The organism is Caballeronia sp. LZ062 (genome assembly GCF_031450785.1).
Taxonomy (GTDB): Bacteria; Pseudomonadota; Gammaproteobacteria; order Burkholderiales; family Burkholderiaceae; genus Caballeronia.
The window spans coordinates 302,098-327,974 of the sequence record NZ_JARTWB010000001.1 but is presented as its reverse complement, the minus strand read 5'-3'; the positions used below and the strand labels follow the sequence as shown (position 1 = coordinate 327,974).

Genomic DNA, 25,877 nt, shown 5'->3' with positions numbered 1-25,877 from the left:
GCGCGCTACGCCCGCATTCGCGCAGCACGCGAACGCCGTCGCGAGCGCGCCAGCACTCACCGCAAGTCTCGAAGGATTGGAATGTCGCAGAAGAAGTTGGTCAGCAAGTCCGCATCGTTCGCTCTGCGCGCGATGCTCGCCGCACTCACCGCCGCCTCGTTCTCCGCGCACGCGAAGGACATTACGCAAATTCGCTTCGCCGTGGATCCGTCGTATCCGCCGTTCGAGTCGAAGCAGCCTGACGGCAAGCTCGTCGGCTTCGATATCGATCTCGGCAACGCCCTGTGTGCGCAGATGAAGGTCAAGTGTGTCTGGGTCGAGAACAATTTCGACGGCATGATTCCCGGCCTGAAAGCGCGCAAGTTCGACGCCGTGCTCTCCGACATGGGCATCACCGAAGAACGCCTGAAGCAGATCGACTTCACGCAGCCGCTCTACGACACCCACGCGCAACTCGTCGCGCGCGCGGGCTCGGGCATTCTGCCGACGGCGCAGGCGCTCAAGGGCAAGCGCGTGGGCGTGGAGCAGGGAACCGTGCAGGAACGCTACGCGAAGGCGAAGTGGGAACCGCAAGGCGTGACGGTCGTCGCTTACGGCGATCAGGAACAGGTCGAAGGCGACCTCGTCGCGGGCCGCATCGACGCCATGTTCACGGACGCGGCACAGGCCGCCATCGGCTTTCTGAAGAAGCCGCAAGGCAAGCCGTTTGCGCTCGTCGGTCCGATTGTCGAGGACAAGGCGATCATCGGTCCGGGCACGGCCATCGGCCTGCGCAAGGGCGACGCCGATCTGCAGAAGGGCCTGAATCAGGCATTCGACGCCATCAAGAAGGACGGCACTTTCAAGCGCATCATGGCCAAGTACTTCGCGACGGACGTGTCGATTCAATAACCGCTTGGGCGTCGTCTAACCGCTCGAAAGGCATCGTTCGCGGTGCCTTTTGTTTTTGCCCGACAGTTTCGAAGGCCAGACGCGATGCAGATTCACGATCACCCGCTCGTCGGCGCCGCGCTCGGCACCCGGCGCGCGATTAGAAGTTATTCGTTCGGTCCCGCCGACGAGACCGCGCCGAAGGTCTATATCCAGGCTTCGCTGCATGCCGACGAGTTGCCCGGCATGGTCGTCGCGTGGATGCTGAAGCGGCGCTTCGCCGAACTGGAGGCGGCGGGCAGGCTCAATGCGCGCATTGTCCTCGTGCCCGTGGCGAACCCCGCCGGACTGAATCAGCACTGGTTCGGCGCGCACATGGGCCGCTTCGACATGCAGTCCGGACACGACTTCAACCGGCGCTTTCCTGATCCCGGCCCCGAACTGGCGCAGCGACTCGACGGCCGCCTGACGAACGACGGCACGCACAACGCCGCTTTGATCCGCGCCGCGCTGCGCCGCCATTTCGCCGCGAGCGAAGGCGCAACCGAGCTCGAATCACAACGCATCGCGCTGATGCGCCTTGCGTGCGACGCGCATCTCGTGATCGACCTGCATTGCGACTGGGAAGCCGTCGCGCATCTCTATACGACGCCGGCTGCGTGGCCCGCCGTGGAGCCGCTCGCGCGCTATCTCGGCAGCGAGGCGCAGTTGCTGGCCGACGTGTCGGGCGGCGAGCCGTTCGACGAAGCCTGCACATCGGCGTGGCGTTTCCTTCGCGATGCGTTCGGCACGCGTTTCCCGATTCCGATGGGCGTCACGCCGGTGACGCTCGAACTGCGCGGCGTGCGCGATGTGTCGCACGAGACGGCAGCGCACGATGCGCAGGCGATCATCGACTATCTGACGCACGCGGGATTTGTCGCTGGCGATGCGCCCGAGCCGCCGCCGCTTCGTCACGCCGCGACGCCGCTCGCTGGATGCGAGTACATCCATGCGCCGGTGTCGGGCGTGATTCTGCATCGGCGCCGATTGGGCGAGCGGGTGGGCACAGGGGAGACGATCGCCGACATCCTCGATCCGCTCCAGGACCGGCTCGTTCCGCTTATCGCGCAGACCGAGGGCGTGCTGTACGCGCGCCACTGGACGCGTTTCGCAACAACGGGGATGCTCGTCGCGCGGATTGCAGGCGACGGACCACTGCGTCACGGCGATCTGCTGGTGCAGTGATAAAACCGGAAAAAGCGACCGGTCGCGCGCCACAAATCGGTGTAGCTTTTTTGAGATTTAGTTGCAATGCAGCATGAAAAGCGTATAGTTAGGGTTATCCCCTAGCTACTTTCCCTGAGAGACACTCATGAAAACCACCGCTCAACAATCTTTGCTCGTTTCGTTCGGTTCGTGGATGCGCGCGGCGAAGGCTGCGGTGCGTCGCGAGTGGAACCGCGCCCTGCAACTGCATCTGCAGAACTGCGAGATCCTCGTCGAATCGTATCGCCGCAAGTAAGCCAAGTATCGGCCTCACGCCCGGTCAAAGGCACGAGCAGTAGCATCGGACAAAACCCCGGAAGCGTTCGCTTCCGGGGTTTTGTCGTTTCAGCGGGCCGCTTTCAGATCGCCCAGCCGCCCAGATAGAACACCGCGAGCGCAATCGCAATCGCCACCGTCCCCACGTTCAGCTTGCGGATTTCGCCCGCCACCACGCGCCCGATCACGAGCGTGCAGAAGCCGAGCATGATGCCCGTCACGATATTCGCCGTCAGCACGATGAACACCGCGCAGACGAGGCCGGACATCGTGTCTACGGTGTCGTCCATGTGCAGTTTCGCGACATTGCCGAGCATCAGCAGACCGACGTACATCAGCGCGGGCGCGGTCGCGTAAGAGGGCACGAGGCTCGCGAGCGGCGACAGGAACATCACCGCCAGAAAAAGCACGCCGACGACGCTCGCCGCCAGCCCCGTCTTCGCGCCCGCGGCCACGCCCACCGACGATTCGATATACGCCGCCGCCGGCGCACCGCCGAAGCACGCGGAGAAAATGGAACTGATGGAATCCGCCGTCAGCGCGCGGCCGCCGTTCACGATGCGCCCGTTCGCGTCGATTTGCCCCGCCTGGCCCGCGACCGCGCGGATCGTGCCGGTGGCGTCGAAAACGGCGGTCATCACGAGCGCCAGCACGCTCGGCAGGACGGCCATCGAGAGCGCGCCTTTGATATCCATTGCGCCGATCAGCGACGCATGGCCCGGCGCCGAGAGCGACGGCAACGCGAACACGCCATGAAAGCGCACGGACGGGTCGATGACGAGGCCGATCGCGGAGAGCCCGATCACCACCAGCAGGATGCCGCCCGGCACGCGCCGGCGCTCCAGACCGAAGATCGCCGCGAGTCCGGCCACGGACATCAACACGGGCAGCGCCGTGATGTGACCGAGCGAGACCGGCATGCCGGGCGCGGGATTTTTCACGATAAGGCCCACATCGTTCGATGCGATCAGGAGCAGAAAGAGCCCGATGCCGATGCCCGTGCCGTGCGCGACGCCCGTCGGCAGATTGCGCAAAATCCAGGAACGCACGCCGGTCACGGAAATGGCCGTGAACACGACGCCCATCAGGAACACCGCGCCGAGCGCGATGGCGGGCGACAACCCCTTGCCGAGCACGAGACCGAACGCGGTGAACGCGGTCAGCGAAATGGCGCAGCCGATGGCAATGGGCAAACGCGCCCACACGCCCATCAAAAGCGAGCCGAACGCGGTCGTGAGGCACACGGCGACGAACACCGCACTGGTGTCGAAGCCCGCCTTGCCGAGCATGCCCGGCACGACGAAGACGGAATAGACCATCGCGAGGAAGGTCGTGACGCCGGCCACGACTTCGCGTTTAGGCGTGCTGCCGGATCGCGATATGCCGAAGTAGTGATCGAGCGCGCCGCCGCTGACCGTCTGAACGTCGTGTTCCCGGTCGACGGGCGCGATATCGCCAAGCTGCTGGGCGGGGGATTCCAACATGAGCTGCTCCTTTATCAGCACGCTGAAACAGATGTCCGTGCGCGCGTCGATGCGCACTGCGGTCTGTCGTCAGGGTCGTCTCGTATGTAGTTCTGGATGGGCCGCGTGCGTCGCGCACAGCGGCGCATGGATGCACTCGGTCAGGACAGAGACTAGGTGAAGGACACGCCCGGTCCAATCCCGCGCGAAACATGCCGCTCATGCCGGCATTCTTATATTTCTGAGAATCCCGCGCGGGACGGGCTTCGGCGCGCAAGGCGTGGACCCCGGACTAGGGCAAACGCCTAGTCCGGGCCGGGGCGCGGCGCTTTCAGCGTGAAAGCGCAAGCGCGGACGTCACTGAATCACACGCGACACGCCGCGCCCGCGCGGGTCGGACATCGGCTCGGGCGTCTCGTCCTTGATGCGGATCGCCTGAATGTCGCCGTTGAAGCCCTGCATCGAAAAGGTGTAGCCCTTCGCCTGCAACTGCTTCACGGCCTCCGGATCGAGCTGATGGAACGGCTCCTGATAGATCGTGTTCGGCGGCAGCAGTTGATGGTGAAAGCGCGTCGCGCCGACTGCTTCCGCCAGCGGCATCTGGAAGTCGTACACGTTCGAGAGCACCTGAAAGATCGACGTGAAGATGCGCGATCCGCCCGGCGTGCCGATCACCATCGCGACCTGATCGTCCTTCGTGAGAATAGTCGGCGTCATCGACGAAAGCGGGCGTTTGCGCGGCGCGATGGCGTTCGCATCGCTGCCCACGACGCCGAACATGTTCGCTACGCCCGGTTTCGCCGAGAAGTCGTCCATTTCGTCGTTCAGCACGACGCCCGTGCCTTCCGCGATCACGCCCGCGCCGAAGTAGCCGTTGATCGTGTACGTGTTCGACACCGCGTTGCCCCACTTGTCGACGACCGAGAAGTGCGTCGTCTCGGCCTTTTCGGGCATCGACGTGCCGAGGCCCGGCTGCACGCTCTTCGTATCGGACGGCGCGTCCGGATTGACTTCCTGAGCGCGCTTGAGGATGTAGTCGTCGTCGATCAACTGCGCGACCGGCACCTTGTAGAAGTCGGGGTCGCCGAGATACTGCGCGCGGTCGGCGAATACGCGCTTCTCGATCTCCGCGACGAGGTGGATGTACTGCGCGGAGTCCAGCGGCACGCCGTCGAATTTGTCCTTCAGGTCGGCCTTCATCTTCAGCAACTGCACGAGGCCGACGCCGCCCGAACTAGGCGGCGGCGCGGTGATCACGCGATAGCCGTTCCAGCTCGCGACCACCGGCTGCCGCCAGACCGCCTTGTACTCCTTGAGATCGCGCGCGGTAATGAGGCCGTGCCCGGTCATGGACGTGGCGATCAGCTCGGCGGTCTTGCCCTGATAGAAGCCTTTGGCGCCCTTGTCGGAGATGCGCTGCAGCGTGTCCGCCAGATCCGGCTGCTTGAAGACTTCGCCCGCCTTCATGCTGCCGAAGTAGAGGTCGAAGTTCGTCTTGCCCGCAAAGTCCTTCGACGCGCGGTCGCGCCGCTCGATCAATTGATCGTCGACGACGAAACCGTTCTCCGCATACCGGATCGCGGGCGCGAGCACCTGCTTCCACTTCAGCTTGCCGAAACGCTTCTGCGCTTCCCACATACCTTCGACCGTGCCCGGCACGCCGACCGCGCGATGCCCGTACAGGCTCATGCCCTTGATGACTTCGCCCTTGTCGTCGAGATACATGTTGCGCGTCGCGGAAATCGGCGCGCGCTCGCGATAGTCGAGGAAATACGGCCGATGGTCCACATAGAGCGTCATGAACCCGCCGCCGCCTATATTGCCTGCTTCCGGATACGTGACCGCGAGCGTGAACGCGATGGCCACCGCCGCATCGACCGCGTTGCCGCCTTGCTTGAAGATCTGCTCGGCCGTATCGGCGGCGTATTTGTCCGCGACGGCGACGGCGGACGCCGTCAACACCTGCGGCTGCGTGTCCGCTGTCTTCGCATAGGCCGGCGACGTTTCGACGAAGCCGGCCACGCTGAACGCGGCGACAGCAGCGGCTGTCAGCGCGAGAGACCGAAAGCGATGTTGCTGTTTCAACGGCATCTCCTGCATCCTCCTTTCTGGTATGAACTAGCGCCTTATAGCACGCCCGGCCCGCGTCACGGCATCAACTGGCCGCCGTTGACGTCGATGATCTGACCGGTCACGTAGCGCGACATCGCCTCGGATGCGAGGTACAGGAACGCGCCCGAGCAATCGTCCGCCTCGCCGATGTAGCCCATCGGGATCGCTTTGCGGAAAGATTCGAGCTGCTCGGGCGTCGAGAAGCGGTCGTGAAACGGCGTGCCGATCACGCCGGGCGCGACGGCGTTCACGCGAATGCGGTCGGCGGCAAACTCCTTCGCCATGCCCTTCGTGATGGTGCTGACGAAACCTTTCGATGCCGCGTACAGCAGCGCGCCCGGACCGCCGCCGTTGCGCGCGGCCACCGATGTCACGTTGATGATCGAACCGCCGCCGCCCGAGCGCAACGAAGGGAGCGCCGCCCGCGTGAACGCGACGACCGAGCGCGCATTGATGTTGATGATGTCGTCGAAGAGTTCGTCGGTCGCGCTTTCGAGCGGCTCGCGCTTCACGAGGCTGCCGGCGTTGTTGATGAGCACGTCGATCTTGCCGAACGCATCGACCGTTTGCGCGACGACGGCCACGATCGCCTTGGAATCGCGCACGTCCGCGCCGACGGTGATCGCGCTCACGCCGAGCGCGCGCACGTCTTTCGCGACTTCCTCGGCCTGGTCCTTCGAACTGTTGTAGTGGACGGCGACATTCGCGCCGTAACGCCCGAACGCGCGGGCCGCCGCCGCGCCGATGCCCGTGCTCGCGCCGGTGATGAGAATCGACTTGCCTTTCAGATCGTGCATGAGTGCTCCGTTTGATGGGAAAGTGGACGTGCTTCGATCGAGAGTATGAAGCGAACGGTGAAAACTTGTTAAGGGCAACATGGCCGCGCTTTGCGGCGCTCGCCCAAAACCGGCACCATCTGAAGTGCGGCGCCGCGGCACATGCGGCGTCCGCTAACCCTTGCTGATCTATGGAGGCATCCATGAGTTCACCAGTCGATCCCATTCCCGAAGGCCGTCACGGCGTGATTCCGTACATTGCGGTGGCGGGCGGCGTCGCGGCCATCGACTTCTACAAGAAGGCGTTCGGCGCCACCGAAGTCTTCAGCATGCAGGAGCCGGGCGGGCGCGTCGGGCATGCAGAATTGCTGATCGGCGGGAATCCGTTCTATCTCAGCGACGAGTTCCCGGAAATGGACGTGCGAGGCCCGCTGGCGGTCGGCGGCACGCCGGTGATGCTGCATCTGTACGTGGAAGACGTCGATGCCGTGGTGCAGCGCGCCGTCGACGAGGGCGCGACCATTGTCCGGCCGGTCGAAGACCAATTCTACGGCGACCGTGGCGGCAAGCTGCGCGATCCGTTCGGCCACCTATGGTGGATTGCGACCCATAAGGAAGACGTATCGCCCGAGGAGTTGCGCTCGCGCGCGGAACGTCTTTTCGGCGGCGCGTGATCCGCGGCGGGCGTCCCCGCCGCAGTCTGCGCGACGACGCCCGCCTTGTGACACCGATTCCAATTGCTCGCTCGGGCGATATTTCGAAAAATTTCGTCATCAAGTGCGGTTGCGGGTGGCATCTGCCGGACCGATGCGAAATACTCGCTGGCAGTCATCAAGCACCACGATAAGCGCTGGGAACTGTTCTGTGCATGGTTCGCCAGTAATTAGTTGGCCTGAGCGTTACACCGCTGTACGTTTAGTCGTTGGTCGCTAAAACTGGCGGCACGCGAAGCATTCAAAAAACAAGCAATACAACGAGACAAAAGGAATCCGATGAAGTCATTCGCCGCTTTCAGTTCTTTTCATCGCGCAGCCGTCGCCGCCGCCGGAACCGCATTGTTGTTTGCAGCGATGCCCGCTTTCGCCGCCATCGTGCCGCCCGGCGTGACGCTTGCCGCGAAGCAGGAACTGGTGCGCAACAACGGGTCCGAAGTGGAGACGCTCGATCCGGCGCTCGTCGAATCGGTCGGCGCGGCGAATCTGGCGCGGGATCTCTTTGAAGGGCTGACCGCGACCAACGGTGACGGCGCGGTCGTCCCCGGCGTCGCCGAAAAGTGGGAGCAGAAGGACCCGACGACGTGGATCTTTCATCTGCGCAAGAACGCGCGCTGGTCCAACGGCGACGCCTTGACCGCGAACGATTTCGTCTACGGCTGCGAGCGTTTCATCGATCCGAAGACGGCGTCGTCTTACGCGAGCGTTTTCGGCCCATTCCTGATGAACGGCGCGGAGATCGTCGCGGGCAAGAAGCCGGCGAGCGCGCTCGGCGTGCGCGCTGTCGACGCGGCCACGCTCGAAGTCAAGACATCGGGCCCGGTTCCGTTCCTGCCGGAACTCATGTCGAATCCGAACCTCGGGCCGGTGCATCGCGCGACCGTCGAGAAGTTCGGAAAGGAGTGGACGAAGCCGGGCAATCTCGTGAGCAACGGACCGTTCCAGTTGAAGGACTGGCAGGTCAACAGCAAGCTCGTGCTCGTCAAGAACCTAAATTACTGGGACAAGGAGCACGTCCAGTTGACGAAAGTCACGTACTTGCCGGTCGAGGACGAGAACACGGACGTCAAGCTCTTTCAGTCCGGCGAGAACGACATGACGTATCAACTGCCGACCGGCACCTACGCCAAGTACCGTCAGCAGTTCCCGAACGATATCCGCAACTCGCTGATTCTCGGCACGCGCTATTACAGCTTCAATAATCGCGATCCGCTCTTGAAAGACGTGCGCGTGCGCAAGGCGCTCTCCATGGTTATCGACCGCGATCTGCTCGCGCAGCGCGTGACCGCCGACGGTCAGACGCCGAGCTACGGCCTGCTGCCGAAGGGCGTGAGCGGCGCGGACGTATCGGCCTACGAATGGGCGAACTGGCCCATGGACAAGCGCGTTGCCAAAGCGAAGAAACTGCTCGAACAGGCGGGCGTGAAGCCGGGCACGACGCTGCGCTTCGCGATGAACACGAGCGACTACAACAAGAAGATGGCGATCTTCGCGGCGTCGGAATGGAAAACGAAGCTCGGCCTTGCCACCGACATTGAATCGATGGAGTTCAAGGTGCTGCTCAAGAAGCGCCATGACGGCGACTATCAGATTGCGCGCAACGGCTGGGTGGCGGACTACAACGACGCCACGACCTTCCTCACGCTCGTGCAGTGCAAGTCGGAGCAAAACGACAACTTCAACTGCAATCCGAAGGCGGACGCGCTCGTCAAGCAGGCAAGCGAGACGACAGACGCGATCAAGCGCAAGCAACTGCTGACCGAAGCGGCCAAGCTCGTGATGGACGACTATCCGATGCTGCCGCTCTTGCAATATGGCCTGCCGCGGCTCGTGCGCAGCACTGTGGGCGGCTATTCGCTGAAGAATCCAATGGACCACTACGGCAGTAAGGACCTCTATATCGTCAAGCATTGACGAGAAGGACGCGCTTTCATGTGGTCATATGCCCTGCGTCGCGTACTGCTCACGCTGCCGACGCTCCTGATCGTCGTGACGGTCTGCTATCTGCTGCTGCACGCCACGCCCGGCGGTCCGTTCGACGGCGAGCGCAAGGTCTCCGCTGAAGTGCTCGCGAACCTGCAGGCGAAGTATCACTTGGGCGAGCCGTTGTGGAAGCAGTATGTGCTCTACCTCGACGGCTTGTTGCACGGCGACCTCGGCGCGTCGTTCCGCTATGCCGACTGGAGCGTGAATCAACTGGTGCTGCGCGCGCTGCCGGTGTCGCTGACGATCGGCGGCGTGTCGATGGCGCTGGCTATCGTCATCGGCGTGCTGCTGGGCGCGGGCGCGGCGCTGCGGCGCAATAGCCTCGCGGATTACGCGCTCATGCTCGTCAGCAACGCGGGCAACGCGTTTCCGTCGTTCGTCATCGGCCCGGTGCTGATCCTCGTTTTCGCCATCGGCCTCAGATGGCTGCCGGCGGGCGGCTGGAACGGCTCTGACGTGCGCTACATGGTCTTGCCGGTGGCGCTGCTCGTGATGATCAACGTCGCGACGGTCGGCCGCGTCACGCGCGCGAGCCTGATCGAAGTGATGAACACGCCGTACATTCGCACCGCCCGTGCGAAGGGCCTGCCGATGCGGACCATCGTGCTGCGCCACGCCCTCAAGCCGACGCTTATTCCCGTTGTCTCCGTGATCGGGCCGCTCGCGATTGCGTCTATCACGGCGGCCGTCGTCACGGAATCCGTGTTCTCGCTGCCGGGCATCGGCAAGCTGATCGTGAACGGCGCGGCCAATCGCGATTACACGCTCGTGCTCGGTCTCGTCGTGCTCGTCACGTTCGTGGCCGTGCTGCTCAACCTGCTGGTCGATCTCGCCTACGCGTGGCTCGATCCGAAGATTCGTTACTGAGGGGCGCACGATGATATCTGCTTCTCTGACGCCGATGCTCGAACAGGCCGTCGCGGGCCGCAGTCCGTGGCAGGACGCCCGCGCGCGCTTTCTGCGCAACAAGGCGGCGGTCGTGAGTGTCGCACTGCTGGCGGCCATTACGCTCGCGTGCATCGCCGGACCTTGGCTGCTTCCGAACGCGTTCGATTCCGCCGACTGGAACGCCATGAGCGTGCCGCCGACATTTGCAAACTGGCACCTTTTCGGCACCGACGAAACGGGCCGCGACCTGCTCGTGCGCTGTCTCGTGGGCGGCCGCGTATCGCTCATGATCGGCGCGCTCGCCACGCTCACTTCGGTGACGCTCGGCATCGTGTGGGGCGCGATTGCGGGCTTCATCGGCGGACGCGTGGACAACGCGATGATGCGCTTCGTCGACATGATGTACGCAATCCCGTACCTGCTTATCGCCATTCTGATGGTGACGCTGCTCGGCCGCGCGTTCTATCTCGTCGTGCTGACCATCACCGTGTTCTCGTGGATGGACATGGCGCGCGTGGTGCGCGGGCAGACGCTCGCCATCCGTTCGAAGGAATACGTAGAGGCGGCGCGCGCCATCGGCGTGCCGACACGGCGCATCATCGCGCGGCATGTGGTGCCGAATCTGCTCGGCATCGTCGCGATATATACGACCGTGACCGTGCCGGGCGTCATTCTCACGGAGTCGGTGCTGTCGTTTCTCGGGCTCGGCGTGCAGGAGCCGATGACGAGTTGGGGCGTCCTGATTCAGGACGGCGTCGGCGTGATGGAAGCGTCGCCGTGGATTCTGCTTTTCCCAGCCGGGCTGCTGTCGGTGACGCTCTATTGCATCAATTTTGTCGGCGACGGGCTGCGCGATGCGCTCGATCCGAAGGACAGGTGAGCCATGTCGCTAGTCGAAATCAACGATCTGCGCGTCGAATTTACGACGCACGAAGCTACCGTCCGCGCGGTCGACGGCGTGAGCTTCGCACTGGAAGAGGGCGAAACGCTTGGCATCGTCGGCGAATCCGGCTCGGGCAAAAGCCAGACCGTGCTTGCGATCCTCGGGCTGCTGGCGTCGAACGGGCGCGCAAGCGGGCGCGCGATGTATCGCGGCGAGAATCTGCTCGGCATGCCGGCCAAGGCGCTCAACCGTATTCGCGGCAACCGCCTCTCGATGATCTTTCAGGACCCGATGAGCTCGCTCAACCCGTACCTGACCATCGAGCGGCAAATGACTGAAGTGCTCGAATTGCACAAGAACATGACGCGCCGCGAGGCCAAGAAGCGGGCGATCGCCATGCTCGAAGCCGTGCGCATTCCCGAGGCGGCGCATCGCATCGGACAGTATCCGCACGAGTTGTCGGGCGGCATGCGGCAGCGCGTGATGATCGCGATGGCGCTCTTGTGCGAGCCCGAAGTGCTGTTCGCGGACGAGCCGACCACCGCGCTCGACGTCACCGTGCAGGCGCAGGTGCTGCAACTGCTGCGCGATTTGCAGCGGGATTTCGGCACCTCCATCGTGCTGATCACGCACGATCTCGGCGTGGTCGCCGGCCTGTGCGAAAAAGTCATGGTCATGTACGGCGGCCGCGTGATGGAGCGGTGCGACGCGGCCACGCTGTTCGCGAAGCCCTCGCATCCGTACACCATCGGCTTGCTGCGCGCGTTGCCGCGGCTGGATCAGCAGGGCGGCGAACTGACGGGCATTCCGGGCAATCCGCCCAACATGGCGCACCCGCCGGCGGGCTGTCCATTCCACGAGCGTTGCGCCGATGCGTCCGCCGAGTGCGCCGAGCGCGCGCCCGCGCTCGCTGCGGTGGACGGCGCGCATTGGCTGCGCGCGTGCCATCGGCCCGTCGATGCGCTAAAGACGCGCTATCGGGAGGCAATCCATGGCTGACGCGAAGGCATCGACCCTTCTTTCCGTACGCGATATGCGCGTACATTTCCAGGTGAAGGCAAAGAGCCGCCTGCCGTGGGCGCCGTCTCGCACGCTCAAGGCCGTCGACGGCGTGAGCTTCGACCTTCGTGCGGGAGAAACGCTCGGCGTGGTCGGCGAATCCGGCTGCGGCAAGTCGACTCTTTCCCGCGCCATTTTGAATCTCATTCCACCGTCCAGCGGCGAGATCGTGTGGATGGGCTCGAAGCTCACCGGCGCGTCGCAGCGCGACTGGCACGCGCTGCGCGCCGACGTGCAGATGATCTTTCAGGACCCGCTGGCCTCGCTCGATCCGCGCATGACGGTCGGGCAGATCATCGCAGAGCCGTTGACGGAGCATCGCCCGGGAATCGGCAAGCAGGAAAGGGAAGCTCGCGTGCGCGCGATGATGACGAAGGTCGGCCTGCGGGAACACATGATCAACCGTTATCCGCACGAGTTTTCGGGCGGGCAGTGCCAGCGCATCGGGATCGCACGGGCGCTGATCGTCGAGCCCAAGCTGGTGATCTGCGACGAGCCGGTTTCCGCGCTCGACGTCTCCATTCAGGCACAGATCGTCAATCTGCTGAAGTCGTTGCAGGCGGAAATGAAGCTCTCGCTGATTTTCATCGCGCACGATCTGGCGGTAGTGCGCCACATTTCGGATCGCGTGATGGTCATGTATCTCGGCCGCGTGATGGAGCTTGCCGACAAAGAGACGCTTTATGACACGCCGCGTCATCCGTACACGCGTGCGCTGCTGTCGGCGGTGCCGGTTCCGGATCCGGCCATCGAACGCGGCAAGACGGTGCAGATTCTGTCGGGCGATATTCCGAGTCCTATCGATCCGCCTTCCGGCTGCGTGTTCCATACGCGTTGCCCGATGGCGCAGGCGCGGTGCGCGATAGAAACGCCGGCATTGCGCGCGCTCGATAACGGCGATTGGGCCGCGTGTTTCTTCGCCTGACGCACCCGGTGCCGTGAAACACGCCCATTATCCGTAGGAAGCCTAAGCGCTAGTTTGTCGCAGAAACCGCGTTGCGTGTCCCGACCGCTTCGGTAGCCGGGCACGGCTTCTTGCGGCCGTCGATTTTCGAAGTTGATTTATGCAGTCCGCAGGTTGAGTCAGTTGTTTGGAGATACTTTTCGTGAAAAAAGAAAAACTTTCAGTCGCACTTTCGATACTGCTTTTCAGCGGCATCATGGCCGCGAACGTTGCGGCATATGGCCAGGAGGCCGATACCGAACCGCCTTCCCGCCATACCGAAGCGGTTCCGAGTTCGCCGCCCAATACCGAAGCGGATGCGCCGGTGAGCAATCAGGCGAAGTCGAAGGGCTTCATCGAGGATTCGCATTTCAATGTGCTCGCCCGATCTTTTACGGAACATTTTGAGCCGAAGGGTGCAGAGAAGAAAGACGCGTGGGTGCTCGGCGCGCAGGCCGTGTTCGAATCCGGTTTCACGCGCGGGCTGATCGGGCTCGGCGGCGATGTGTCGATGTTCGGCGCGTTCAAGCTGAACGGCGGCAAGGGCGCGGGCACTCGCGTACACGTGGGCACGGACGGCGGCGGCGCAAACCAGCTTGCGTGGGCATATCCGGGCGTGTGGGACGTGAAGGCGCGCGCGTCGAACACGGTGCTCAAATACGGTCAGCAACTTTTCGACAACCCGTTCCTCGTGCCGCACGACAATCGCGCGTTGCCGCCGACATATCGCGGCTTCTCGCTCGTGAGCGACGAGTTCAAGAACCTGACGCTGAAGGCCGGCACGGTGGACGGCGTAATCTCGCGCGGCATGACGACCGTAACGGGGCTCTCGACGGAGTATGGCGGCAAGCACGTGTCGCAATTCACGTACTTCGGCGGCGACTGGACGCGCGGCGACGACACGGCGGTCACGCTGTACGGCAGCGTCGCGAATAACGTGTGGCAGCAGTACTATCTTTCGGCGACGCAAAGTATTGGCGACGCGAAGTCGGTGCGCTGGACGGGCGCGCTGAACTATTACTACACGGGCGCCATCGGCGACGAGCGTCAAGGTCCGATCAACAACAACGCCTATAGCCTGGCGCTCGCCGGCACGCATGGCGCGCATACGCTGCAGTTTGCTTTCCAGCAGATACTCGGCAATCAAATGTTCGACTACATGCACGAGTCGGGCGGCGATTATCTGTCCAATTCGCTCGACGTCGATTACAACCAGCCGCATGAAAAGTCCGTGAGCCTCTCGTATTCGCTGAATCTGAAGGACTACGGCGTGCCCGGGTTCAAGGTGACGACATGGGTCGCCTATGGTTGGGGCGCCGACGGCAGCGCCATGGCCAATAGCGGCACCGCGAACGCGAGCAGTTACATCGTGAATGGCGAACCCGTGCATGGCACGCACCACGAATTCGGCATTATTCCGAGTTACACCGTGCCGGACGGCAAGTTCAAGAACACGTCGGTCAAGTTCTATTACATGCACCACCAAGGCAGCAAGTACTATTCGGACGGCTCGAGCGACATTTACCGGCTAATGGTAAATATGCCGTTTAATGTGTTTTGAGGAACGGCGTGCGTGGCAGGCTGCTGCCGGCCACGCTTTCTATAGAGAGCTTCAGCTTAGAGTTTGTCGGCGAGTGACGTCCGACGACTCTGACTAAGCTCTCATGATCGTCAAGCGTATATACGAAACGATTTTCTCGATCGACGATCTGCCACAGCGTCCTTCCGCGCGAATAAGCGCCTCAATCGCGCACATCCATCCGTTGAAAAGTGCGCGAGCAGTGGCGCGACAAACACGGGCCGGGCGCCCGGTGGCGTGATCAGATGACCGGTTTTACATAGCCGAGGTGCCCACTGCGCGACATGCGACAAACCCGCGTGAGCTAGAGCGGGTGCCCCTGTGGTCGATCGCCGCGCTTGCAAAGCGTGCGAAGTGCCTCCGCCGCCTCGCTGCTCAAGTCCTCGAACTACGTACACGGTGCGATTGCCTGTCTTACTGCTGAGGAAGCGGCAGAAACCGGCTCTTTTCGCAGGTTAAAGAGGAGGCTAGCCAAGCTAATATCGATCGTGCATGAAGCCCGACGGGCGGGTTTCTGAATAATCGAGCGCGTCCCGCATGGCACTGATCAAGCGGCGCTTGGAGATTGGAAAAAGATGAACGTAACGACATCGGACGACTGTATTGGAATCTCCGCGGATCATCCGTTGGCAAAGCACTTCATCATACTGACGTATCGTGACGGCGCTCTTTCTTTCATCCCCAACAACTTCTTTAGGGATTGGCTCGACGAAGAGGCAAAGGTGGGAACGTTTCGCATCGGTCGATGCTCTGGGCTTGGAGTGGGTTCAATCGCCAAGTACGACGCGGGAGTTCAGAACCTCACTATTGGCAACTTTGTCGCCGGCGGTCTCAGGTTGCGCTTTTTGCTGAATGGACAGCACGAAACTAGAACCATCTCCATGGCAATGTTCAGCGTGTACGGCAATGGATTGCGAAATGCCGCACCACCGCAGTACGCCGACACCATCATTCACAACGATGTATGGATCGGCGATGAGGCGCTCTTTCTCGGCGGTAGCATTGTAGAGAGCGGATGCGTGATCGGGGCGCGAACCGTTGTTCCGCCGAATTTTCGAAGCGAGCCTTATGGTATCTACGTGGGTTCACCCGCGCGTCTCGTCAGATTCCGATTCCCTGAGAAAGTACGCGAATCTCTTCTGGAGTTGGCTTGGTGGGACATGCCACTGCCATGGATCAAGGAGAACAATGAAGCCTTTCTCGCGGATCTGACCAGCGACGAGGGGCGCGCACTGGAGCTGCTGTCTGAGCTGAAGCGCGCGAAGCGCCTTTCAATGGACGAACTGCCGACTGCCTGAGCCGGCGAATCGCAGCGTGCTCGCGTCGGCGCACTAAAAAACCGCCCGGCGCTGGGCCGGTAGCATTGCCGAGACAGGGCAAGCGCGCACGTGCCGTGCGCGCCGGACAGTCTCGCCGACACGCGACAGACCCGCCGTGTGTCAGCGCGGGTTCGCGTTCCCAATCACACAAACAATCAATCGAGCGCCGCAGCGGGGCCGAAAAACTCATAGCGGCTCTGCGCTTCGGGCACGCCGAGCGCCTTCAGATGCTTCTTGACTGCCTGCATGAACGACTTCGGCCCGAGGAAGTAGGCGTCGACATCGCGGTTCGCGGGCAGCCACTGGTCGAGGAGCGTTTCGTTGACGAAGCCGACGCCATGCGGCTCGCTGTCGCCGTCGCGCGGCTGTTCGTAGCAATAGAAACGCTTGAGTTGCGGATGCCGCGCGGCCAGTTCATCGATGGTCTCGCGAAACGCATGCACGCCGCCGTGCCGCGCCGCGTGGATGAAGTGGATCGGGCGCTTCGTCGCGGCGAGCGCGGCGTGCAGCATCGCGAGCGTCGGGGTGATGCCCACGCCGCCGCTGATCAGAACGAGCGGCTTGTCGCCGTGTTCGAGCTTGAAATCACCCGCAGGCGGATAAAGGTCGAGCGTGTCCCGTTCATGAACGTGATCGTGCAGGAAGCTCGACACCTTGCCTTCTTTCTCGCGCTTCACGCTAATGCGATATTCGCGGCCATTGGGCGCAGCCGACAGCGAATAGTTGCGACGCAGTTCCTCGCCGTCGATAAGCACCCGCAGCCCGATGTACTGGCCCGGATGGAAATCGAGCAGGGCGCCGCCGTCTTCCGGCACGAGATAAAACGACGTGATCTCATCGCTTTCCGCGACCTTGCGCGCGACGATGAAGCGCCGAGTCCCGCGCCATCCACCGGGCGCGTTTTCGCGCTCACTGTAGATGCCTTCTTCCAGGCCGATCAGCAAATCGGCGAGTTGCCCATAGGCAGCGGCCCACGCTTTGATCACGGCGTCGGTCGCGATCTCCGCGCCGAGCACTTCGCGAATAGACCGGAGCAGGCAGCTTCCAACAATCGGGTAATGCTCCGGCTGAATGTTCAGCGCGACGTGCTTGTTGATGATCTGCCCGACGAGCCCGCCGAGCTTTTCCAGCTCATCGATGTGACGCGCGTACATCAGCACGCCGTTGGCGAGCGCGCGCTGCTGCGCACCGCTTGCCTGGTGCGCCTGATTGAACATCGGTCGAACTTCGGGATACTCCTTCAGCATCGTGGCGTAGAAGTGGCGTGTGAGCGCCTCGCCGCCGGTTTCGAGAAGCGGCACGGTGGCTTTGACGATGGCACGGTGTTCGGCTGACAGCATGGTGTAGTCCTCATGACAATGGGGGAGCGAGTCTGCTCCGCTACCAGAAATCTAAGAAGGACGACACAGGTTTCGTGCCAGTATAGAATAGGCGTTAAATCAACCACTTGCGTAAAAGTATGGTCGATTCGACTCTAGTCAAAAGGACTGCGGACGTAGTCGCAATGACCTCGCGCGTGGTACTCGATGCGCTGGTGCCACTCATCGAAGACCTGTCTCAGGACATGCCGGACACCGAACGTTACCGCCGGCTCTTGAGCACGCTGCGCGCGCTCTTTCCGAGCGATGCCGCCGCGCTCTTGCGACTCGACGGCGACACGCTGGTCCCGCTCGCCATCGACGGCTTGTCGAGCGATACCCTCGGCCGCCGCTTTCTCGTGCGTGAACATCCGCGTTTCGCTCGCATCCTCGCGCGACCGGAACCGACGCGATTCCCCGCCCACTCGAATCTGCCCGATCCCTACGACGGTCTCATCAAACACGAAGGGGCCGATCTCGAAGTACACGATTGCCTCGGCAGCCCGCTTTTCATCGGCGGCCGGCCGTGGGGCGTGCTTACGCTCGATGCGCTCGATCCTGCCCGTTTCGACGGCATCGACATGGCTTCGCTTCAGGCTTTCCTCAGCCTGACGGCGGCGACCGTCAGCGTCGCCGAACGCATCGAACGGCTGGCCCGCAGCAGCGAGGCGGAACGGCAACGCGCAGAGGTGTACCGGCAGGCGAGCGGCCCGCGCCGCCGCGAAATGATCGGCAGCAGCGGGCCGCACAAGCATCTGCTGGAGGAAATCGGCATTGTTGCGTCGAGCGATCTGACCGTACTCATCAACGGCGAGACGGGCGTCGGCAAGGAACTGGTGGCCTCGGAGATTCACGCGCGTTCGCAGCGCGCCGAGAAGCCGCTCGTGAGCCTGAACTGCGCGGCGCTGCCGGACACGCTCGTCGAAAGCGAACTGTTCGGGCATGTGCGCGGCGCATTCTCGGGCGCCTCGTCGGACCGGCGCGGCAAGTTCGAACTCGCGGACGGCGGCACGCTGTTCCTCGACGAAGTCGGCGAGCTGCCGCTTGCCGTGCAGGCAAAGCTGCTGCGCGTCTTGCAGAACGGCCAGTTGCAGCGCATCGGTTCCGATAGCGAGCATCGCGTGGATGTGCGGCTGCTTGCCGCCACGAATCGTGACCTGGCTGAGGAGGTGCGCGCGGGACGCTTTCGCGCGGACCTGTATCACCGCCTGTCGGTGTATCCGCTCGTCGTGCCGCCGTTGCGTGACCGCGGCCGTGATGTTTTGCTGCTTGCCGGCTATTTTCTCGAAGAGAACCGCTCGCGGCTCGGCCTGTTGAGCCTGCGCCTTTCCGCCGATGCGCAGGCCGCGCTGCTTGCCTATCGTTGGCCGGGCAACGTGCGGGAACTCGAACATCTGATCGGTCGAAGCGCGCTGAAGGCGCTCGCGGCGCATCGCGAACGGCCACGCATTCTGACGCTGACCGCGGCCGATTTCGGTATCGGCGATACGGCGAGCGTCGCACTGCCCAGCGCGCCCGCTACCAACGCGCCTGCCGTCGGACTGCGCGAAGCCGTCACGGTCTACGAGCGCACGCTGATTCTCGATTCACTCGCGCGCAACCAGCAGAACTGGGCATCGACGGCGCGCGAACTGGGCATCGACCGGGCGAATCTGAACCGGCTCGCGCGACGGCTCGGGCTCAAATAACCGGCGCGGCCCGAATCTCGAAATTCATTGCCATCCTCCGCAAAGCCCATCCTTAAGCACAGCTGCGACCTTCGCTTTGTCGGTTGAGCATCTCGAAATAATGCAGGTCTTTGTCGAAACGCAAAGTTTTGTGTCGTCTTGTCACGCGCATCGATCGCATGTATTGAGAGAATCTCGGTGTTGGAGAAAACGAAGTGCGTCTCCTACCATCTGAAAGGCCAAGCACGTCCCGCCACCGGCAAGACTTGGAGCTTCGAAGAACAGCGTCGGCCGTGTCCATTGCGTGAAACCGACCGCACGTCCAAACAAAATGGCAACCTGAAACGGGGGATACGTGGGAAACGTGGCTCAGCGCAGCGCCTTGATCCTGATTTCGGCGCTCTTCACGTTGTGCGGCGTCGAGGCGTTCGCCGCCGACGCGGCTCTCGAACGCGCGCCCGACACCATGCAGGCACGCGTCATGGGCTGCGCCGCGTGTCACGGCGCGCACGGCGAGGGCACCGACAACGACTACTTTCCGCGCCTCTCCGGCAAGCCCGCCGGCTATCTGTACAACCAACTGATTGCATTCCGTGACGGCCGGCGCAAGTACCCGCCGATGAATTACCTGCTCGCGTACCTGCCCGACGCATATCTGAAGCAGATCGCCGATTATTTCGCCGGCGAGCACCCGCCGTTCGCGCCGCCGGCCGCCATCACCGTCGATACGAAGACGCTCGATCTCGGCAAGACGCTCGTCATGAAGGGCGATGCCTCGGGCAAGGTGCCCGCCTGCGTCAGTTGCCACGGCGCATCGATGACCGGGATGGAGCCCGCGATTCCCGGCCTGCTCGGCCTGCACGCCGACTACATCAGCGCGCAACTGGGCGCATGGCGCTACGGCACGCGCTCGACCATCGCGCCGGATTGCATGCGCCAGGTGGCGCAGCTTCTGAGCGAGCGGGACATCACCGCCATTTCCGCCTATCTGGCTTCGCTGCCCGCGCCGGCCAATCCGACGCCCGTCGCCGCCGGCTCGCTGAAGATGCCGCTCGCGTGCGGCAGCGTCCAACACTAGAGAGGGCCGACGTGCTTCGTTTCAGACAACTTCGGGCGCTTGCGGTTGCGGTGTTCTTGACCGCGTGCGCAGTGCCGTCGGGCAACACGATGGCGCAGGCGAAGACTTCCGGCGCCGACACGGTCAAGCGGGGCGAGTATCTGGCTCGCGCGGGCGATTGCATCGCGTGTCATACGCTGCCTGCGGGCAAGACCTTCGGCGGCGGACGTCCGATGGACACGCCGTTCGGCACGCTTTATACGCCGAATATCTCGTCGGACAAAGAGACGGGACTCGGCCTCTGGACCGCCGACGACTTCTACAACATGATGCACACGGGCCGGTCGCGCGACGGCTCGCTGCTGTATCCCGCCATGCCCTTTGCGTCCTATACGAAAGTCACGCGCGCCGACTCGGACGCCATCTATGCGTTCCTGATGTCCACGCCGCCGGTACATCAGCCGAACCGTCAGCATGAGTTGCGTTTCCCGTTCAACCGGCGCGAGCTGCTGATCGGCTGGCGATCGCTTTTCTTCAGGCAGGGCGAGTATCAGCCGGACCCGAAGCAGTCCGTCGAATGGAATCGCGGCGCGTATCTCGTCGAAGGTCTCGGACATTGCTCGATGTGTCATACCGCGATCAACGCGCTCGGCGGCAACGTCAGCTCGAAGGCGTTCGAAGGCGGCCTCATTCCGATTCAGAACTGGTACGCGCCCTCGCTCACGTCGAACAAGGAAGCGGGCCTGGGCGACTGGAGCATGGACGATATCGTCGGCTTGCTGCATGCGGGCGTCTCGAACCGCGGCGCGGTGTACGGCCCGATGGCCGAAGTCGTCTACGACAGCCTGCAATATCTGAACGAAGACGACGTGCGCGCCATGGCCGTCTATCTGAAGGCGCTGCCCGCGCGCAGCGGCGACAAATCCGCGCCGCCGAGCCAGGCTGTCGTCGAGGAGCGCACGAGTCTCTCGCCGCTCGGCAAAAAAATCTACGACGCGCAATGCGCCGTCTGCCACGCCGCACAAGGTCAGGGCAAGCCGCCCGACTTTCCGCCGCTCGCCAACAATCAGTCCATCGTGATGAGTTCGGCGGTGAACCCGATCCGCATGGTGCTCAACGGCGGCTATCCGCCCGGCACGTTTAAGAATCCGAAGCCTTACGGCATGCCGCCGTTCGCGCAGTCGCTGTCGGACGTGGAAGTCGCGGCGGTGGTCACGTACATCCGCACGGCGTGGGGTAATCGCGGCGCGCCGGTGTCCGTGAAGGAAGTCAACGAACTGCGCTCCGCGCCTCTTTATTAAGCTCGATACCGCCATGAATGACGATTCAAAGGAAGACGCCAGACTCGACGAAATCGTGCGCAGCGGGCCGGGCGGTGCGCTCGCGCTGGCGGGCATCGCGACGGCCATCGTCGTCGGCATCTGGTTTCTCTTTTACTTCGCCGTGTTCCTGCCGCGCGGCGTGATCCAGTGATCCATCTAGCAGCGATATATGGCCATCCATCCAGGTTCACATGAAGTTGCAGAGCGCGTCGAGAAACGCTGGGCGATGCTCGTGCTCGCCATTGTCGCCGTGCTGGTCGCGATGGTGGTCTACACCGGCCTGCACTGGGCGATGATGCCGCCCTCGCGCGTCGAGACCGTGCGGCCCGAAACGCTGCACGTGTCGGGCGAATTCGTCGAAAGCAATCTCGGCACGGCGCCGGAGGCCGACGGCTCGGTGACGGTGCGCGTCGTCGCGCAGCAGTACTCGTTCACGCCGCAATGCCTGCTTGTGCCGGTGGGCGTGCCGGTCACGTTCCGCGCGACGAGTTCTGATGTCGTGCACGGCTTTCTCATCACCAAGACCAACATCAATTCGATGCTCGAGCCGGGCTATGTCTCGACCTTCAAGACCACGTTCGACGAACCCGGCGACCACCTGATGCCGTGCCACGAATTCTGCGGCGTCGGGCATCACGGCATGTGGGCGCACGTGAAGGTGATCGATCGCGCCGAATTCATGCAGATGGCCGACAAGCTGCCGGCCAATTCGCGGAGACTGTCCTGTGTTAAATAGCAAGCGCCTCATCCTCGCGCACTTCTGGCTCGCTTTCGCGGCCTTCGGCGTCGCGCTGTTGCTCGGCGCCTGGCAGATGTTCGCGCGCAGTCCGTTGTTCATCGGGCTGCAAAATCCCGAGATCTATTACCGGTCGGTGACGGCGCACGGCTCGGCGATGGGCTACGTGTTCCCGACGCTCATCGCCATGGGCTTCGGCTACGCGGTGAGCGAGCTTGCGCTAAAACGCGCGCTCGTCGGCCTGCGCTGGGCGTGGCTTGGCTTCTGGCTCGTCGCGGTCGGCTCCGTCATGGCGATGATTCCGGTCGCCATGGGCCTCGCCTCGGTGCTCTACACCTTCTATCCGCCGATGATCGGCAACGCGTTCTATTACCTCGGCGTCGTGCTGGTGGTGGTCGGGTCGTGGATATGGGTTGCGCTGATGTCGGTGAACCTGCACGCATGGAAGCGCGACAACCCGGGCAAGACCGTGCCGCTGCCGATGTTCGCCACGGTCGCGGGCGCGTATCTGTGGGGCTGGACGGCCGTGGGCGCGGCCATCGAAGTGCTGTTCATGATCCTGCCGGTGGCGATCGGCTGGAAGAGCACCATCGATGCCGGTCTCGCCCGCGTGTTCTTCTCGTGGACGCTGCACGCCATCGTCTATTTCTGGCTGATGCCCGCGTATATCGCGTACTACACGATCATCCCGCGCGCCATCGGTGGACGGCTCTACAGCGACGCCATGGCGCGCATCTCGTTCATCCTGTTTCTCGTCGTGTCGATGCCCATCGGCATTCACCACTTGTTCGCCGATCCGCAAGTCGGCTCGGGCTTCAAGTTCATGCATTCGGTGTTCACCGCGCTCGTCGCCGTGCCGACGCTTCTGACGGTGTTCACCATTTGCGCGTCCGTCGAGATCGCGGCGCGGCTGCGCGGCGGTCGCGGCGCGCTCGGCTGGATTCGCGCGCTGCCGTGGGACAACCCGATGATGCTCGCCGTCGCGTTCTCCTTCGTGATGCTCGGCTTCGGCGGGGCGGGCGGCATCATCAACATGAGCTATCAACTGGATTCGACCGTCCACAACACGCAATGGGTCACGGGCCATTTCCATCTGATTTTCGCGGGCGCCATCGTCATCATGTATTTCGCGATTGCGTATGACCTGTGGCCGCATCTGACAGGCCGCGCGCTGCGCGACGTGAAGCTCATGCGCTGGCAGTTGTGGCTGTGGTTCGTCGGCATGATCGTGCTGACGTTTCCGTGGCATTACGTCGGCGTGCTCGGCATGCCAAGGCGCATGGCGTTCTACGATTACAGCGATCCGCAGATCGCGGCGCAGGCGGCTTCCGTCGTGATTTCGACTATCGGCGGCTTCATTCTGGTCGTGTCGGCGCTGCTGTTCTTCGTCGTGCTGATACGCGGGCACCGCGCGCCGCGCGTGAGCGTCGAGGAATTCCGCTTCAGTCGCGCGATCCATGAGCCGCGCACCATCCCCGTCGCGCTGAACAGCTTCGGGCTGTGGCTCGCGCTGATGATCGGCCTCACGCTCGTCAACTACGGCTATCCGATCGCGCAACTCATCGCGCGCTCCGATACATCGGTGCCGGCCGTTCCCATCGGAGCGCAGCGATGAGCGAGGAACGTCTTTTCACCTTCCGCAATCGCTGGTTCGCGACTAGCGTGATCGGTACGGTCGGCATCGCGGCTGTATCGGCGCTGATCGGCTTCGTGTGGCTGCCGTCGGTTCAGCGCGATGCCTCGTTCTCGGGCGTATGGAACGCCATCTGCAGCGCGGCGGGCGTGCCGCGCGCGTGGTACTCAGGCGATACGATCGTCGTGCCGAAGATCACGCTCTCCGCTGTCGAAGTCACGCCGCAATTGCTCGTCCACGCGAGCGCGAATTCCATCGGGCGTGGTGCGACGCTCGCCCTGCGATGCACGATGTGCCACGGCGAACGCGGCATGAGCGAAGCGAATTCGCCGAATCTCGCGGGGCAGTATGCGTCCGTCATCTACAAGCAACTGATGGATTTTCAGGCGGGCGCGCGCAGCAACGCCGTGATGTCGCCGATGGCCGCGAATCTGAGCGATCAGGACATGCGCGATCTCGCCGCCTACTATGCGAGCCTGCCGAGGCCGCCGGCGCAACGCAAGGTCAGCGACGCGCTTGCGCCCGGCATCGTGTCGCACGGCGCGCCGATGCGCAATATCGCGCCGTGCGCGGCGTGTCACGGCGGCATCGACAACAAGGCGGGCAGCCCGTGGATCGACGGCTTGCCTGCGGCGTACACGAAGGCGCAACTGATTGCGTTTGCCAAGGGCGCGCGCACGAACGACATCAACGAAGTGATGCGCAACGTCGCGCGCAACATGACGCCCGAAGAGATCGATGCGGCGTCGGCCTACTACGCGCGGGAGCTGAACAAGTAGCGGGGCCGCTGGCAATCGCCGCCTTGCGCGCAGGGGCTTCGTTGCCGCGCCCGGAGGCTTTCTGTATCGTGGACCGTTGAATGCTGACAACGCAGGACAGCCGGCACAACGGAAGACGACTACATGAACGCATCGAGCAGCCCCATTCAGACGGACGTATTGATCATCGGCGCAGGCCCCGTGGGGCTTTTCGCCGCATTCGAAGCCGGCGTGCTCGGGCTTTCATGTCATATCGTGGATGCGCTCGGGCGCATCGGCGGCCAATGCATCGAGCTGTATCCCGACAAGCCGATCTACGACATTCCCGCCATTCCGTCGTGTACGGCGCGCGAACTCGTGGACCGGCTGCTCACGCAGATCCGCCCGTTCGACGTGCCGATTCATCTCGACCAGCGCGTGCAGGCCGTCGAGCAGCGCGAGGATCATCGCTGGACGGTGCGCACCGAACAGGGCATGACCTTCGATGTCGCCGCCATTCTGATCGCGGCGGGCAACGGCGCGTTCGTGCCGCAGCGTTTGCAGGTGCCGGAAGCGGCGGCGCTCGAAGGGCGCGACGTGCTCTATAGCGTCGCGCGCATCGCGGATTTTCAGGACCGCGAGGTCGTGATCGCAGGCGGCGGCGACTCGGCGCTCGACTGGGCGAACGCGCTTGCCGGCGTCGCGCGCAATCTCACGCTCGTGCATCGGCGTAACGGCTTTTCGGCGGCGGCGGCCTCCGTCGCGGCCATGAAGGCAAAGGTCGAGGCGGGCGAGATGCGCTTCGTCGTCGGCATGATCGATTCGCTCGACGCGTCCGATGGCGCGCTGCGCGGCGTGCGCATCAAGCACGTCGAAGGCACGACGGATATCGCGGCAGAAAAGCTCATCGTGCTGTATGGGCTCGTCGCGGATCTCGGGCCGATAGCCGGCTGGAACCTGGATGTGCGCGGCGGGCGCATCGAAGTGGATACATCGAACTACGAATCGTCGCGGCCGGGCATCTTCGCGGTCGGCGACATCGCGAACTATCCGAACAAGCAGAAGCTCATTCTCTCGGGCTTTCACGAAGCGTCGCTTGCGTTGCGCAAGGCTTATGCATACGCGTATCCGGACAAGAAGCGCACGCATATCCATTCGAGCTACGACGCGAAGCTCGCCGAGCGTGTGCAGGCGAGTACAACGGACGCATCGCATCCCGCCGGCTGACGCGACGCGCGCACAGACACGGAGA

23 protein-coding genes are annotated in these 25,877 nt (G+C 63.3%); 19 read left to right on the top strand and 4 right to left on the bottom strand.

Annotation, left to right across the window (positions count from 1 at the left end; translation table 11 throughout):
* Positions 1–81 precede the first annotated feature (81 nt).
* The 3 genes from P9239_RS01615 (at position 82) to P9239_RS01605 (ending at position 2,374) form a co-directional block, all read left to right on the top strand.
* Positions 82–891 carry an ABC transporter substrate-binding protein gene (locus tag P9239_RS01615; protein ID WP_309748764.1) on the top strand — a complete coding sequence of 270 codons (810 nt, stop codon included), beginning with the start codon at positions 82–84 and terminating at the stop codon, positions 889–891.
* An 84-nt stretch (positions 892–975) separates the two neighbouring features.
* Positions 976–2,097, top strand: coding sequence for a M14 family metallopeptidase (locus P9239_RS01610; protein ID WP_309748763.1), 1,122 nt, complete (start codon positions 976–978; stop codon positions 2,095–2,097).
* Between the two features lie 127 nt (positions 2,098–2,224).
* Entirely contained in the window at positions 2,225–2,374 is a 150-nt protein-coding gene (locus P9239_RS01605) for a hypothetical protein (protein ID WP_309748762.1), read from the top strand.
* Between the two features lie 103 nt (positions 2,375–2,477).
* On the opposite strand, the gene P9239_RS01600 is transcribed toward P9239_RS01605, so the two are convergent.
* The 3 genes from P9239_RS01600 to P9239_RS01590 form a co-directional block, all read right to left on the bottom strand.
* On the bottom strand, positions 2,478–3,878 hold the full coding sequence (locus P9239_RS01600) for an NCS2 family permease (RefSeq protein WP_309748761.1): 1,401 nt from the start codon (positions 3,876–3,878) through the stop codon (positions 2,478–2,480).
* A 336-nt stretch (positions 3,879–4,214) separates the two neighbouring features.
* Positions 4,215–5,948, bottom strand: a complete 1,734-nt coding sequence (gene ggt, locus P9239_RS01595; RefSeq protein ID WP_309748760.1) for a gamma-glutamyltransferase — start codon at positions 5,946–5,948, stop codon at positions 4,215–4,217.
* Positions 5,949–6,004: 56 nt separating this feature from the next.
* Complete coding sequence (locus tag P9239_RS01590) at positions 6,005–6,766, bottom strand: glucose 1-dehydrogenase (protein WP_309748759.1); 762 nt, start codon at positions 6,764–6,766, stop codon at positions 6,005–6,007.
* 182 nt (positions 6,767–6,948) lie between these two features.
* Here P9239_RS01590 and P9239_RS01585 point away from each other — a divergent pair, with 182 nt between their 5' ends.
* From P9239_RS01585 to P9239_RS01550, 8 genes are all read left to right on the top strand, one after another.
* On the top strand, positions 6,949–7,419 hold the full coding sequence (locus P9239_RS01585; protein ID WP_309748758.1) for a VOC family protein: 471 nt from the start codon (positions 6,949–6,951) through the stop codon (positions 7,417–7,419).
* A 318-nt stretch (positions 7,420–7,737) separates the two neighbouring features.
* Positions 7,738–9,372 carry a peptide ABC transporter substrate-binding protein gene (locus P9239_RS01580; protein ID WP_309748757.1) on the top strand — a complete coding sequence of 545 codons (1,635 nt, stop codon included), beginning with the start codon at positions 7,738–7,740 and terminating at the stop codon, positions 9,370–9,372.
* Between the two features lie 18 nt (positions 9,373–9,390).
* Complete coding sequence (locus P9239_RS01575; RefSeq protein WP_309748756.1) at positions 9,391–10,311, top strand: ABC transporter permease subunit; 921 nt, start codon at positions 9,391–9,393, stop codon at positions 10,309–10,311.
* Positions 10,312–10,321: 10 nt separating this feature from the next.
* Positions 10,322–11,212 carry an ABC transporter permease subunit gene (locus P9239_RS01570; RefSeq protein WP_404980153.1) on the top strand — a complete coding sequence of 297 codons (891 nt, stop codon included), beginning with the start codon at positions 10,322–10,324 and terminating at the stop codon, positions 11,210–11,212.
* Between the two features lie 3 nt (positions 11,213–11,215).
* Positions 11,216–12,214 (top strand): oligopeptide/dipeptide ABC transporter ATP-binding protein, encoded by a 999-nt coding sequence (locus P9239_RS01565; RefSeq protein WP_309748755.1) that lies wholly within the window; start codon positions 11,216–11,218, stop codon positions 12,212–12,214.
* Positions 12,207–13,199: a murein tripeptide/oligopeptide ABC transporter ATP binding protein OppF gene (gene oppF, locus P9239_RS01560; protein ID WP_309748754.1), complete on the top strand. Its 993-nt coding sequence runs from the start codon at positions 12,207–12,209 to the stop codon at positions 13,197–13,199. The genes P9239_RS01565 and oppF overlap by 8 nt, the downstream gene beginning before the upstream one ends.
* Before the next feature lie 181 nt (positions 13,200–13,380).
* Positions 13,381–14,778 carry an OprD family outer membrane porin gene (locus P9239_RS01555; protein WP_309748753.1) on the top strand — a complete coding sequence of 466 codons (1,398 nt, stop codon included), beginning with the start codon at positions 13,381–13,383 and terminating at the stop codon, positions 14,776–14,778.
* Between the two features lie 593 nt (positions 14,779–15,371).
* Positions 15,372–16,094 carry an acetyltransferase gene (locus P9239_RS01550; RefSeq protein WP_309748752.1) on the top strand — a complete coding sequence of 241 codons (723 nt, stop codon included), beginning with the start codon at positions 15,372–15,374 and terminating at the stop codon, positions 16,092–16,094.
* A 176-nt stretch (positions 16,095–16,270) separates the two neighbouring features.
* On the opposite strand, the gene hmpA is transcribed toward P9239_RS01550, so the two are convergent.
* Positions 16,271–17,455, bottom strand: a complete 1,185-nt coding sequence (hmpA, locus tag P9239_RS01545) for an NO-inducible flavohemoprotein (protein WP_309748751.1) — start codon at positions 17,453–17,455, stop codon at positions 16,271–16,273.
* Between the two features lie 119 nt (positions 17,456–17,574).
* Here hmpA and norR point away from each other — a divergent pair, with 119 nt between their 5' ends.
* The 8 genes from norR (at position 17,575) to P9239_RS01505 (ending at position 25,852) form a co-directional block, all read left to right on the top strand.
* The gene (norR, locus tag P9239_RS01540) at positions 17,575–19,161 is read left to right on the top strand and encodes a nitric oxide reductase transcriptional regulator NorR (RefSeq protein WP_309748750.1); all 1,587 of its coding nucleotides are present in this window, start codon (positions 17,575–17,577) and stop codon (positions 19,159–19,161) included.
* Positions 19,162–19,606: 445 nt separating this feature from the next.
* Positions 19,607–20,218, top strand: coding sequence for a c-type cytochrome (locus P9239_RS01535; RefSeq protein WP_309749587.1), 612 nt, complete (start codon positions 19,607–19,609; stop codon positions 20,216–20,218).
* Between the two features lie 11 nt (positions 20,219–20,229).
* A complete protein-coding gene (locus P9239_RS01530) occupies positions 20,230–21,498 on the top strand; it encodes a c-type cytochrome (RefSeq protein ID WP_404980152.1) in 1,269 nt (422 codons plus the stop codon).
* A gap of 13 nt (positions 21,499–21,511) precedes the next feature.
* Positions 21,512–21,670: a hypothetical protein gene (locus P9239_RS01525; RefSeq protein ID WP_309748749.1), complete on the top strand. Its 159-nt coding sequence runs from the start codon at positions 21,512–21,514 to the stop codon at positions 21,668–21,670.
* A gap of 18 nt (positions 21,671–21,688) precedes the next feature.
* A complete protein-coding gene (locus P9239_RS01520; RefSeq protein WP_309748748.1) occupies positions 21,689–22,255 on the top strand; it encodes a cytochrome C oxidase subunit II in 567 nt (188 codons plus the stop codon).
* A complete protein-coding gene (locus P9239_RS01515) occupies positions 22,245–23,870 on the top strand; it encodes a b(o/a)3-type cytochrome-c oxidase subunit 1 (protein WP_309748747.1) in 1,626 nt (541 codons plus the stop codon). Before P9239_RS01520 ends, P9239_RS01515 begins: the two co-directional genes overlap by 11 nt.
* Positions 23,867–24,667 (top strand): c-type cytochrome, encoded by an 801-nt coding sequence (locus P9239_RS01510; protein ID WP_309748746.1) that lies wholly within the window; start codon positions 23,867–23,869, stop codon positions 24,665–24,667. Before P9239_RS01515 ends, P9239_RS01510 begins: the two co-directional genes overlap by 4 nt.
* A gap of 123 nt (positions 24,668–24,790) precedes the next feature.
* Positions 24,791–25,852, top strand: a complete 1,062-nt coding sequence (locus P9239_RS01505; protein ID WP_309748745.1) for an NAD(P)/FAD-dependent oxidoreductase — start codon at positions 24,791–24,793, stop codon at positions 25,850–25,852.
* Positions 25,853–25,877 lie beyond the last annotated feature (25 nt).